The organism is Enterobacter cloacae complex sp. GF14B, assembly GCF_004136805.1.
Taxonomy (GTDB): Bacteria; Pseudomonadota; Gammaproteobacteria; order Enterobacterales; family Enterobacteriaceae; genus Enterobacter; species Enterobacter hormaechei_C.
Genome location: NZ_QFRV01000007.1, coordinates 90,159 through 102,388 on the forward strand (window position 1 = coordinate 90,159; position 12,230 = coordinate 102,388).

The 12,230-nt window shown below is 54.1% G+C and carries 15 protein-coding genes; 13 read left to right on the plus strand and 2 right to left on the minus strand.

The genetic code is table 11. The annotated features are described in order from the left end of the window. Positions 1 to 12 precede the first annotated feature (12 nt). Positions 13 to 1,917, minus strand: coding sequence for an ABC transporter ATP-binding protein (locus DD606_RS04310; RefSeq protein WP_003861684.1), 1,905 nt, complete (start codon positions 1,915 to 1,917; stop codon positions 13 to 15). Between the two features lie 129 nt (positions 1,918 to 2,046). Here DD606_RS04310 and kefG point away from each other — a divergent pair, with 129 nt between their 5' ends. The 4 genes from kefG (at position 2,047) to slyD (ending at position 5,305) form a co-directional block, all read left to right on the plus strand. Continuing rightward, entirely contained in the window at positions 2,047 to 2,601 is a 555-nt protein-coding gene (kefG, locus tag DD606_RS04315) for a glutathione-regulated potassium-efflux system ancillary protein KefG (protein WP_059288194.1), read from the plus strand. After that, on the plus strand, positions 2,601 to 4,406 hold the full coding sequence (gene kefB, locus DD606_RS04320; RefSeq protein WP_003861688.1) for a glutathione-regulated potassium-efflux system protein KefB: 1,806 nt from the start codon (positions 2,601 to 2,603) through the stop codon (positions 4,404 to 4,406). The genes kefG and kefB overlap by 1 nt, the downstream gene beginning before the upstream one ends. Positions 4,407 to 4,419: 13 nt before the next feature. After that, positions 4,420 to 4,620: a YheV family putative zinc ribbon protein gene (locus DD606_RS04325; protein ID WP_003861689.1), complete on the plus strand. Its 201-nt coding sequence runs from the start codon at positions 4,420 to 4,422 to the stop codon at positions 4,618 to 4,620. A gap of 94 nt (positions 4,621 to 4,714) precedes the next feature. Further along, positions 4,715 to 5,305, plus strand: coding sequence for a peptidylprolyl isomerase (gene slyD / locus DD606_RS04330; protein WP_003861691.1), 591 nt, complete (start codon positions 4,715 to 4,717; stop codon positions 5,303 to 5,305). A gap of 51 nt (positions 5,306 to 5,356) precedes the next feature. Here the strand turns inward: slyD and DD606_RS04335 are convergent, their stop codons facing one another. Then, positions 5,357 to 5,575: a protein SlyX gene (locus DD606_RS04335; RefSeq protein ID WP_003861693.1), complete on the minus strand. Its 219-nt coding sequence runs from the start codon at positions 5,573 to 5,575 to the stop codon at positions 5,357 to 5,359. Positions 5,576 to 5,813: 238 nt separating this feature from the next. Between DD606_RS04335 and fkpA the strand changes: the two genes are divergently transcribed. From fkpA to DD606_RS04380, 9 genes are all read left to right on the plus strand, one after another. Beyond that, positions 5,814 to 6,632 (plus strand): FKBP-type peptidyl-prolyl cis-trans isomerase, encoded by an 819-nt coding sequence (gene fkpA, locus DD606_RS04340; protein ID WP_003861695.1) that lies wholly within the window; start codon positions 5,814 to 5,816, stop codon positions 6,630 to 6,632. A 167-nt stretch (positions 6,633 to 6,799) separates the two neighbouring features. Then, positions 6,800 to 7,522 (plus strand): transcriptional regulator, encoded by a 723-nt coding sequence (locus DD606_RS04345; protein ID WP_003861697.1) that lies wholly within the window; start codon positions 6,800 to 6,802, stop codon positions 7,520 to 7,522. Beyond that, the gene (gene tusD, locus DD606_RS04350; protein WP_023323814.1) at positions 7,522 to 7,908 is read left to right on the plus strand and encodes a sulfurtransferase complex subunit TusD; all 387 of its coding nucleotides are present in this window, start codon (positions 7,522 to 7,524) and stop codon (positions 7,906 to 7,908) included. The genes DD606_RS04345 and tusD overlap by 1 nt, the downstream gene beginning before the upstream one ends. Continuing rightward, positions 7,908 to 8,267, plus strand: coding sequence for a sulfurtransferase complex subunit TusC (tusC, locus tag DD606_RS04355; RefSeq protein WP_003861700.1), 360 nt, complete (start codon positions 7,908 to 7,910; stop codon positions 8,265 to 8,267). The genes tusD and tusC overlap by 1 nt, the downstream gene beginning before the upstream one ends. 7 nt (positions 8,268 to 8,274) lie before the next feature. Beyond that, the gene (gene tusB, locus DD606_RS04360) at positions 8,275 to 8,562 is read left to right on the plus strand and encodes a sulfurtransferase complex subunit TusB (protein WP_015571409.1); all 288 of its coding nucleotides are present in this window, start codon (positions 8,275 to 8,277) and stop codon (positions 8,560 to 8,562) included. Between the two features lie 124 nt (positions 8,563 to 8,686). Next, positions 8,687 to 9,061, plus strand: coding sequence for a 30S ribosomal protein S12 (gene rpsL, locus DD606_RS04365; protein ID WP_000246815.1), 375 nt, complete (start codon positions 8,687 to 8,689; stop codon positions 9,059 to 9,061). A gap of 96 nt (positions 9,062 to 9,157) precedes the next feature. Further along, positions 9,158 to 9,628, plus strand: coding sequence for a 30S ribosomal protein S7 (gene rpsG / locus DD606_RS04370; protein ID WP_003861706.1), 471 nt, complete (start codon positions 9,158 to 9,160; stop codon positions 9,626 to 9,628). A gap of 96 nt (positions 9,629 to 9,724) precedes the next feature. Beyond that, positions 9,725 to 11,839: an elongation factor G gene (fusA, locus tag DD606_RS04375; protein ID WP_022651946.1), complete on the plus strand. Its 2,115-nt coding sequence runs from the start codon at positions 9,725 to 9,727 to the stop codon at positions 11,837 to 11,839. A 69-nt stretch (positions 11,840 to 11,908) separates the two neighbouring features. Further along, a partial coding sequence (locus DD606_RS04380; protein WP_000031694.1) for a GTP-binding protein occupies positions 11,909 to 12,230 on the plus strand: 322 nt, incomplete at its 3' end.

Genomic DNA, 12,230 nt, shown 5'->3' on the forward strand with positions numbered 1-12,230 from the left:
CCTCCCGGCGTGTTAGTCGGCTTGCAGCATCGCTTCCAGCTGTTCCTGCGCGTCCAGCCATGCCATTTCGCACTCTTCGAGGCTGGATTTGGTTTTCGCCTGAGTTTGCAGACAGTCCGTCAGCTCCGCTTTGCGGCTCTGATCGTACAGTTCGCTGTCGCCCAGCTTCTCTTCGACGGCAGCAAGCGTGGCGTTGAGCTTTTCCATCTCTTTTTCGAGGCGGGCAATCTCTTTACGCAGCGGTTGCGTCTGGGTGCGCAGCTCCGCTTCACGGCGCTTCTGGTCTTTACGCGCCTGGGCGCTGTTGGCGTTGTCTTTCGCTGACTCTTCCGGCTGGTTTTCCTGCTTCTGCACGTCCGTCAGCCACTGCTGGTAGTCTTCCAGGTCGCCGTCAAACGGTTCGACTTTGCCGCCGTGTACCAGATAGAGATCGTCGGTGGTGGAGCGGATCAGGTGGCGATCGTGCGACACGACAACCAGCGCCCCTTCGAACTCAATCAGCGCTTCGGTCAGCGCCTGACGCATGTCGAGATCGAGGTGGTTGGTCGGTTCATCAAGCAGCAGCAGGTTTGGACGCTGCCAGACGATCAGCGCCAGCACCAGACGGGCTTTTTCACCGCCGGAGAAACGCGCTGTATTTTCAGTCACCTTATCGCCCTGGAAGCCAAAGCCGCCGAGGTAGTCGCGCAGCTTTTGCTCCATCTCCTGCGGCGCCAGGCGAGCCAGGTGCTGAATTGGCGATTCATCCGCGCGTAAAAATTCCAGCTGATGCTGGGCGAAGTAGCCAAGCTTGATGCCTTTCGCCAGGCCGATTTCGCCGCTGACCGGGTTAAGCTCGCCCGCCAGCAGCTTGATCAGCGTCGATTTACCGGCGCCGTTACGCCCCAGCAGGCCAATGCGTGAACCTGGCACCAGGTTGAGCTTGATAGAGTCGAGGATAATGCGATCGCCATAGCCCGCGCTCACTTTTTCCATTTTCAGCAGCGGGTTCGGCAGGCTCTCCGGCTCGCGGAAACTGAAGTGGAATGGGTTATCCACATGCGCGGGGGCGATCATCTCCATGCGTTCCAGCATCTTGATGCGGCTCTGCGCCTGCTTGGCTTTTGACGCCTTGGCCTTGAAGCGATCCACAAAGCTTTGCAGGTGCGCCACGCGCTGCTGCTGGCTTTCATACATCGCCTGTTGCTGGGCAAGGCGCGTCGCGCGCTGGCGCTCGAAAGAGCTGTAGTTGCCGGTGTATTCGAACATGCTTTGCTGCTCGATATGAATGATTTTATCCACCACCGGATCGAGGAAGTCGCGGTCGTGGGAGATCAGAATCAGAGTGCCCTGATAGCTCTTGAGCCACTTCTCCAGCCAAATAACCGCATCAAGATCGAGGTGGTTGGTGGGTTCATCGAGCAGCAGGAGGTCGGAGCGGCAGATCAGCGCCTGCGCCAGGTTAAGGCGCATACGCCAGCCGCCGGAGAAATCGCTCACCGGGCGTTCAAGCTGTTCGTTGCTGAAACCCAGGCCGTGCAGCAGGCTGGAGGCGCGGGAGCGAATGGTCCAGGCATCGATGGCGTCCAGCTTGCCGTGGACGGTGGCGATGGCGTGGCCGTCGTTGCGTTCGTTGGCGGCGTTGAGCTCTGCTTCGAGCTTGCGGTATTCACGGTCGCCGTCGATAACATAGTCGAGCGCGGGTTCGCTCAACGCGGGCGTCTCCTGGTTCACCCAGGCGAGCTGCCAGTTGCCCGGGAAGGTAAAGTTACCGCCATCCGCGCTTATCTCGTTTTTCAGCAGTGCCAGCAGGGTGGATTTACCGCAGCCGTTTTTGCCGACCAGCCCCACTTTCTGGCCCGGGTTGATGGTAGCAGTCGCGTTATCCAGCAGGACGCGCACGCCGCGACGAATTTGTAACGAGGAGAAAACAATCATAGAAGCGCCGTATGTTCCGACTATGTTAATTTGTCATTATGATAATGTAAGGTGTGGGCCATTTTCCCCACCGGGCCGCCATGGTAGCCCAAAACGACAACAATACACAAAAACAGAACCGGGAGGGGAATGATGTCTCAGACAGCGAAAGTGCTGCTGCTGTATGCCCATCCGGAATCACAGGACTCGGTGGCGAACCGGGTGCTGCTTAAGCCGGCCACACAGCTCAGTAACGTAACGGTGCACGATCTCTACGCGCACTATCCCGATTTTTTTATCGATATTCCTTACGAGCAGGAACTGCTGCGTCAGCACGACGTGATTGTGTTCCAGCATCCGCTTTATACCTACAGCTGTCCGGCACTGCTGAAAGAGTGGCTGGACCGCGTGCTGAGCCGGGGCTTCTCCAGCGGGGTGGGGGGCAACCAGCTGGCGGGAAAGTACTGGCGGAGTGTCATTACCACCGGTGAGCCGGAAAGCGCTTACCGTCACGACGGGCTTAACCGTTACCCCATGAGCGACATTCTGCGGCCGTTTGAGCTGACGGCGGCGATGTGCCGTATGCACTGGATGAGCCCGATTATTATCTACTGGGCACGGCGGCAGGATCCGAAAGCGCTGGCGAGCCATGCCAGGGCCTATGGCGAATGGCTGGCGTCACCGATTCCGGCGGGAGGACGCTAATGGACGGTTCGAATTTACTCCTTGCCGGGGTGCTGTTTTTGTTCGCCGCCGTCGTCGCGGTCCCGCTTGCCGCGCGTCTCGGCATTGGCGCGGTGCTGGGTTATTTGCTGGCGGGGATAGCCATTGGCCCCTGGGGGCTTGGGTTTATCAGCGATGTGGATGAAATTCTTCACTTCTCTGAACTGGGCGTGGTCTTCCTGATGTTCATCATTGGCCTTGAGCTGAACCCCTCCAAGCTGTGGCAGCTGCGGCAATCTATTTTTGGCGTCGGGGCGGCGCAGGTGTTACTCAGCGCGGCCATACTCGCGGGACTGCTGATGTTGACGCAGTTTTCCTGGCAGGCCGCGGTGATTGGCGGGATCGGTCTTGCGATGTCGTCGACGGCGATGGCGCTTCAGCTGATGCGCGACAAAGGGATGAACCGCAACGAGGCGGGGCAACTGGGCTTTTCGGTGCTGCTGTTCCAGGATTTAGCGGTGATCCCGGCGCTGGCGCTGGTGCCGCTGCTGGCGGGATCCGGAGACGATCATTTCGACTGGATGAAGATTTCCATGAAGGTGCTGGCCTTCGCGGGGATGCTGATCGGCGGACGGTTTTTACTGCGTCCGGTATTCCGGTTTATTGCAGCATCCGGCGTGCGCGAGGTATTCACCGCCGCAACGCTGCTGCTGGTGCTTGGCTCAGCGCTGTTTATGGATGCGCTGGGGCTGTCGATGGCGCTTGGGACGTTTATCGCCGGGGTGCTGCTTGCGGAAAGCGAGTACCGCCACGAGCTGGAGACCGCCATCGATCCGTTTAAGGGGCTGCTGCTAGGGCTGTTCTTTATCTCGGTGGGTATGGCGCTTAATCTTGGCGTGCTCTATACCCATCTGCTGTGGGTTATTGCGAGTGTCGCCGTGCTGGTGGCGGTCAAAACGCTGGTGCTGTATCTCCTCGCGAGGATTTACGGGCTGCGCAGCTCGGAAAGAATGCAGTTTTCCAGCGTGTTAAGCCAGGGGGGAGAATTTGCGTTTGTGCTGTTTTCCACGGCGTCGTCTCAGAAGCTGTTCAAAGATGACCAGATGGCGCTGCTGCTGGTGACGGTCACGCTGTCGATGATGACCACCCCGCTGCTGATGAAGCTGGTGGACAAACTGCTGTCGCGCCGCCTGAATCCCGCAGACGATGAAGACGAAGCGCCGTGGGTGGAAGATGATAAACCGCAGGTGATCGTCGTGGGCTTTGGCCGCTTCGGGCAGGTGATTGGTCGCCTGTTGATGGCAAATAAAATGCGCATTACGGTGCTGGAGCGCGATATCAGCGCCGTCAACCTGATGCGCAAATATGGTTATAAGGTGTACTACGGCGATGCGACGCAGCTTGAGCTGTTGCGCTCGGCGGGCGCAGAGGCTGCGGAGTCCATCGTCATCACCTGCAACGATCCGGAAGACACGATGAAGCTGGTGGAGCTGTGCCAGCAGCATTTCCCGCATCTGCATATTCTGGCGCGTGCGCGTGGACGTGTGGAGGCTCACGAACTTTTGCAGGCGGGTGTGAAACACTTCTCCCGCGAAACCTTCTCCAGCGCGCTGGAGCTGGGACGCAAGGCGCTGGTTTCGCTGGGTATGCATCCTCATCAGGCGCAACGCGCCCAGATGCATTTCCGCAGGCTGGATATGCGAATGCTGCGTGAACTGATGCCCGTGCACAGCGACACGGCGCAGATCTCCCGCGTGCGGGAAGCGCGTCGCGAACTGGAGGAGATCTTCCAGCGTGAGATGCAACAGGAACGACGCCAGCTCGACGGCTGGGATGAATTTGAATAAAGGGTAACGAAAGATGGCTGTACGTAAACGCTTTATCGCGGGCGCAAAATGCCCATCCTGCCAGGCGCAAGATACGCTGGCCATGTGGCGTGAAAATAATATCGATATCGTTGAATGTGTTAAGTGCGGCCACCAGATGCGTGAGGCCGACAAAGAAGCCCGCGATCATGTTCGCAAAGAAGAGCAAGTGATCGGCATTTTTCATCCAGACTAGCGATATGCTCTGAGTTTTTTTAAGCTTAAGGGTACACGGGTGCAGATTTCCGCTACAATCTGCGCCAGCAATTTTCCCACGCTCAGGAGATATCATGAAAGTAGCAAAAGACCTGGTGGTCAGCCTGGCCTATCAGGTACGTACAGAAGACGGTGTGTTGGTTGATGAGTCTCCGGTGAGTGCGCCGCTGGACTACCTGCATGGTCACGGTTCCCTGATTTCCGGCCTGGAAACGGCGCTGGAAGGCCATGAAGTTGGCGACAAATTCGACGTTGCTGTAGGCGCGAACGACGCTTACGGTCAGTATGACGACAACCTGGTTCAGCGCGTTCCTAAAGACGTATTCATGGGCGTTGACGAGTTGCAGGTTGGCATGCGCTTCCTGGCGGAAACTGACCAGGGTCCGGTTCCGGTTGAAATCACTGAAGTTGAAGACGACCACGTTGTGGTTGACGGCAACCACATGCTGGCGGGTCAGAACCTGAAGTTCAACGTAGAAGTTGTTGCGATCCGTGAAGCGACTGAAGAAGAGCTGGCTCATGGCCACGTTCACGGTGCGCACGGTCACGACCATGACCACGATCACGGCCATGACGGCTGCTGCGGTGGTCACGGCCACGACCATGGTCATGACCACGGCCACGGTAAAGGTGGTTGCGGTAACGGCGGCTGCGGTTGCCACTGATTCCGTACTGCGGAAAATAAAAAAGCGGGATAATCCCGCTTTTTTTACGCCTCAATAATGAGGTGGTGGCGTCTCTTCTGACTGAGAGGCAATGTTTGACGGCTGCGTGGCCTTCAGCTTTTCCGTCAGCAGGCGCATGTGATCGCGCAGTTTTGCCATTTCAAGCTCATGGGCCGTCACGGTCTGGTTCAGTTCTTCGATGGTGATGTCCTGAAAAGCCAGGCGGCTTTCCAGCTCAGCCAGTCTCGCTTCGATCGTTGTATCCTTCATCATTCACCTCGTTTATCTGTCGTTCGCCATAATGGACCAGCGGCGGCGAAGTTTAGCTGACTTTTTCCTTAAGCACAGTATCCATCTCCCTGACAAGAAACTTATTTAAACAAAAATAGTCTGAAAAGAAGCGACATTCGGGGGAGTCTGTCTGTAGATTTCTTCCACAACGTTTTATAGTACGTCACTCATTTACGTTTAACACTGGGGTGAGAGACCTCAGGTCCTGGAGATATGGATGAAATCACTGTTTAAAGTTACGCTGCTGGCGACCACTATGGCTGTAGCGCTCAATGCGCCGCTGTCTTTCGCTGCTGATACTGCTGCGAAGCCTGCTGCGACTACAGACAGCAAAGCGGCATTCAAAAATGACGACCAGAAATCCGCCTACGCACTTGGCGCGTCTCTGGGTCGTTACATGGAAAACTCTCTGAAAGAACAAGAGAAACTGGGCATCAAACTGGACAAAAACCAGCTGATCGCAGGGGTCCAGGATGCGTTCGCAGACAAGAGCAAACTGTCTGACCAGGAAATCGAGCAGACTCTGCAAGCGTTTGAAGCGCGCGTGAAAGGCGCCGCTCAGACCAAGATGGAAGCAGATGCTAAAGATAACGAAGCGAAAGGCAAAGCCTACCGCGACAAGTTCGCTAAAGAGAAAGGCGTTAAAACGTCTTCTACTGGCCTGATCTATAAGGTTGAGAAAGAAGGTACTGGCGACGCGCCTAAAGACAGCGACACCGTTGTGGTGAACTACAAAGGTACGCTGATCGACGGTAAAGAGTTCGATAACTCTTATACCCGTGGTGAGCCTCTCTCCTTCCGTCTGGATGGTGTGATCCCGGGCTGGACCGAAGGCCTGAAGAACATCAAGAAAGGCGGTAAAATCAAGCTGGTCATCCCACCGGATCTGGCTTACGGCAAAACCGGCGTTCCGGGTATCCCGGCTAACTCCACGCTGGTATTTGATGTAGAACTGCTGGACATCAAACCGGCGCCGAAAGCGGATGCGAAAACAGACGCACCGGCTGACGACAAAGCCGCAGCAGCTAAGAAGTAATGCTGAAAAAAACCGCCGCCTTTACAGGCGGCGGTTTTTTTATTGTGGGGCAGATATAATTAACACTGGAAAGCGTTATACACGCTGTATTAATTTAGTTGTCCGTGTAGATAATGAGCCTGCCCTGAAAACCTAACGACAGGCTCCTGAAAAGGAGTGTTTTTTTCATGTCCAGGTCGCTTTTAACCAACGAAACCAGTGAACTTGATTTGCTGGATCAACGTCCATTTGATCAGACCGACTTCGATATTCTGAAATCCTACGAAGCGGTAGTGGACGGGTTAGCGATGCTCATTGGTTCCCACTGCGAAATCGTATTGCATTCCCTGCAAGATCTTAAGTGTTCCGCTATCCGCATTGCGAATGGTGAGCACACTGGCCGTAAAATTGGTTCGCCAATCACCGACCTTGCATTGCGTATGTTGCATGACATGACCGGCGCGGACAGCAGCGTCTCAAAATGCTATTTCACCCGCGCCAAAAGCGGCGTGCTGATGAAATCAGAAACGATCGCGATTCGAAACCGCGAACACCGGGTAATCGGTTTGCTGTGCATCAACATGAACCTTGATGTGCCATTCTCGCAAATCATGAGCACCTTCATCCCGCCAGAAACGCCGGACGTGGGCTCATCGGTGAACTTTGCTTCTTCGGTTGAGGATCTCGTGACCCAGACGCTGGAGTTCACCATTGAAGAGGTGAATGCCGATCGCAACGTATCCAACAACGCCAAGAATCGTCAGATCGTCCTGAACCTCTATGAGAAAGGGATTTTTGATATCAAAGATGCCATCAACCAGGTGGCCGATCGCCTGAATATTTCCAAACACACGGTTTACCTCTATATTCGCCAGTTCAAAAGCGGCGACTTTCTGGGACAAGACAAGTAATGCGTTTTGCGTTAATGGTAACGGGCCCGGCGTACGGTACCCAGCAGGCCAGCAGCGCGCTACAGTTTGCCCATGCGCTGCTTGATGCCGGTCATGAACTCGCAAGCGTCTTCTTCTATCGTGAAGGGGTCTATAACGCGAACCAGTTTACGTCCCCGGCGAGCGATGAGTTTGACCTTGTGCGCGCCTGGCAAAAATTAAACGAAACGCAGGGCGTTGACCTGCATATCTGCGTCGCGGCGGCACTGCGTCGCGGCGTGACGGATGCGACCGAAGCCGAACGCCTTGGTCTGGCGGGGGTTAACCTGCAACCGGGCTTTTCCCTCAGTGGTCTAGGTGCCCTGGCACAGGCGGCGTTGACCTGCGACAGAGTGGTGCAATTTTGATGAAGCGCGTAGCGTTTGTTTTTACTTCTGCGCCGCATGGCAGCGCTTCAGGCCGGGAAGGGCTGGATGCATTGCTCGCGACATCGGCATTAACCGAAGATATCGGCGTCTTCTTTTTAGGCGATGGCGTATTCCAGCTTCTGGCAGGCCAACAACCGCAGGCCATTCTTGCGCGCGACTACATTGCGACCTTTAAAGTTCTGCCGCTCTATGACATTGAAACCTTCTATGTGTGCGCCGACTCGCTGGCCGCGCGTGGGTTAAACGAGAAAACACCGTTCGTGCTGGACGTGACGATCCTGACATCTGCTGCGCTGCGCGAACAACTCTCTCACTACGATACCGTTCTGACTTTCTGAGGCTGCCATGCTCCATACCCTGAGCCGTTCACCGTGGCAATGCGATATCGACACGTTACTGAGCATGCTGCGCGAAGGTGATGATCTGCTGCTGATTCAGGATGGCGTGCTCGCGGCGCTTGAAGGCAGCCGTTTTGTTGAAATCCTCGCGAATGCCCCCATAACAGTCTCTGCGCTGAAAGAGGATCTGGATGCGCGGGGTCTTTCTGGTCAAATTTCAGCCAAAATTGACGTGGTTGGCTATACTGATTTCGTCAATCTTACTGTGACGCACGCCAGTCAAATGAACTGGTGATTTGAGATCGCTGTATATTTCTTGACACCTTTTCGACGTAGCCCTAAAATTTCGCGTCCTCATATTGTATGAGGTCGTTTTATTACGTGTTTACGAAGCAAAAGCTAAAACCAGGAGCTATTTAATGGCAACAGTTAACCAGCTGGTACGCAAACCACGTGCACGCAAAGTTGCAAAAAGCAACGTGCCTGCGCTGGAAGCCTGCCCGCAGAAACGTGGCGTATGTACTCGTGTATATACCACCACTCCTAAAAAACCAAACTCCGCACTGCGTAAAGTATGCCGTGTGCGTTTGACTAACGGTTTTGAAGTGACTTCCTACATCGGTGGTGAAGGTCACAACCTTCAGGAGCACTCCGTGATCCTGATCCGTGGCGGTCGTGTTAAAGACCTTCCGGGTGTTCGTTACCACACCGTTCGTGGTGCGCTGGACTGCTCAGGTGTTAAAGACCGTAAGCAGGCTCGCTCCAAGTACGGCGTGAAGCGTCCTAAGGCTTAATGGTTCTCCGTTAAGTAAGGCCAAACTGATTTATCTTAATGTCAAACTAAACTCGTAGAGTTTTGGACAATCCTGAATTAACAACGGAGTAATCCCATGCCACGTCGTCGCGTCATTGGTCAGCGTAAAATTCTTCCAGATCCGAAATTCGGATCAGAACTGCTGGCAAAATTTGTAAATATCCTGATGGTAGATGGTAAAAAATCTACCGCAGAAGCAATCGTATACAGCGCGCTGGAGACCCTGGCTCAGCGTTCTGGTAAAAATGAACTGGAAGCCTTCGAAGTCGCTCTCGACAACGTGCGCCCGACTGTAGAAGTTAAGTCTCGCCGCGTTGGTGGTTCTACTTATCAGGTTCCAGTTGAAGTTCGTCCGGTTCGTCGTAATGCTCTGGCAATGCGTTGGATCGTTGAAGCTGCTCGTAAACGCGGTGATAAATCCATGGCTCTGCGTCTGGCGAACGAACTTTCTGATGCTGCGGAAAACAAAGGTACCGCAGTTAAGAAACGTGAAGACGTTCACCGTATGGCAGAAGCCAACAAGGCGTTCGCACACTACCGTTGGTAATCCCTTCGGAGTCGTAGTCACCAGGCGGGCGCTTCAGAGAAGCCGCCCGCTCTGGGTAACTTAACTGAACGCCTAAAGATATAAACGAGGAATCAAATGGCTCGTACAACACCCATCGCACGCTACCGTAACATCGGTATCAGTGCGCACATCGACGCCGGTAAAACCACTACTACCGAACGTATTCTGTTCTACACCGGTGTAAACCATAAAATCGGTGAAGTTCATGACGGCGCAGCCACCATGGACTGGATGGAACAGGAGCAGGAGCGTGGTATTACTATCACCTCCGCAGCGACTACTGCATTCTGGTCAGGTATGGCTAAGCAGTACGAACCGCATCGCGTAAACATCATCGACACCCCAGGGCACGTTGACTTCACCATCGAAGTAGAACGTTCCATGCGTGTTCTTGACGGCGCGGTAATGGTTTATTGCGCAGTTGGTGGTGTTCAGCCACAGTCTGAAACCGTATGGCGTCAGGCAAACAAATATAAAGTTCCACGCATCGCGTTCGTTAACAAAATGGACCGTATGGGTGCTAACTTCCTGAAAGTTGTTGGCCAGATCAAAACCCGTCTGGGCGCGAACCCTGTTCCGCTTCAGCTGGCAATTGGTGCTGAAGAAGGTTTCACCGGCGTTATCGACCTGGTGAAAATGAAAGCCATCAACTGGAACGAAGCAGATGCGGGCGTTACCTTCGAATACGAAGATATCCCGGCAGAGATGCAGGACCTGGCTGACGAATGGCACCAGAACCTGATCGAATCCGCAGCAGAAGCTTCTGAAGAGCTGATGGAAAAATACCTGGGTGGTGAAGAACTGTCTGAGCAAGAGATCAAATCTGCTCTGCGTCAGCGCGTTCTGAACAACGAAATCATCCTGGTAACCTGTGGTTCTGCGTTCAAGAACAAAGGTGTTCAGGCGATGCTGGATGCGGTAGTTGACTACCTGCCATCCCCGATTGACGTTCCTGCGATCAACGGCATCCTGGACGACGGTAAAGATACTCCGGCTGAGCGTCACGCAAGTGATGAAGAGCCATTCTCTGCACTGGCGTTCAAAATTGCTACCGACCCATTCGTGGGTAACCTGACCTTCTTCCGCGTTTACTCTGGTGTGGTTAACTCCGGTGACACCATCCTGAACTCCGTGAAAGCGGCGCGTGAACGTTTTGGCCGTATCGTACAGATGCACGCTAACAAACGTGAAGAGATCAAAGAAGTTCGTGCGGGCGACATCGCTGCTGCTATCGGTCTGAAAGACGTGACCACTGGTGACACTCTGTGTGACCCGGATCACCCGATCATTCTGGAGCGTATGGAATTCCCTGAGCCGGTAATCTCCATCGCAGTTGAACCAAAAACCAAAGCTGACCAGGAAAAAATGGGTCTGGCTCTGGGCCGTCTGGCGAAAGAAGACCCATCATTCCGTGTATGGACTGATGAAGAATCTAACCAGACCATCATCGCTGGTATGGGTGAACTGCACCTGGACATCATCGTTGACCGTATGAAGCGTGAATTCAACGTTGAAGCGAACGTGGGTAAACCTCAGGTTGCTTACCGCGAAGCGATTCGCGCGAAAGTTACCGACGTTGAAGGTAAACACGCTAAGCAGTCTGGTGGTCGCGGTCAGTACGGTCACGTTGTGATCGACATGTACCCACTGGAGCCGGGCTCTAACCCGAAAGGTTACGAGTTCATCAACGACATCAAAGGTGGTGTAATTCCTGGCGAATACATCCCTGCCGTTGATAAAGGCATCCAGGAGCAGCTGAAAGCTGGTCCTCTGGCTGGTTACCCGGTTGTAGACATGGGTGTTCGTCTGCACTTCGGTTCTTACCACGACGTTGACTCCTCTGAACTGGCGTTTAAACTGGCTGCGTCTATTGCCTTTAAAGAAGGCTTTAAGAAAGCAAAACCAGTTCTGCTTGAGCCGATCATGAAGGTTGAAGTAGAAACTCCTGAAGAGAACACCGGTGACGTTATCGGTGACTTGAGCCGTCGTCGCGGTATGCTGCGTGGTCAGGAATCCGAAGTAACTGGCGTTAAGATCCACGCTGAAGTTCCGCTGTCTGAAATGTTCGGATATGCAACTCAGCTGCGTTCTCTGACCAAAGGTCGTGCATCATACACTATGGAATTCCTGAAGTATGATGATGCGCCGAACAACGTTGCTCAGGCCGTTATCGAAGCCCGTGGTAAGTAATCCACAGGATTAAAACCTAAGTCCCGTGCTCTCTCCGAAGGGGAGAGCACTATAGTAAGGAATATAGCCGTGTCTAAAGAAAAATTTGAACGTACAAAACCGCACGTCAACGTTGGTACTATCGGCCACGTTGACCATGGTAAAACTACCCTGACTGCTGCAATCACTACCGTACTGGCTAAAACCTACGGCGGTGCTGCTCGTGCTTTCGATCAGATCGATAACGCACCAGAAGAAAAAGCTCGTGGTATCACCATCAACACCTCTCACGTTGAGTATGACACCCCGACTCGCCACTACGCACACGTAGACTGCCCAGGCCACGCCGACTATGTTAAAAACATGATCACCGGTGCTGCGCAGATGGACGGCGCGATCCTGGTTGTTGCTG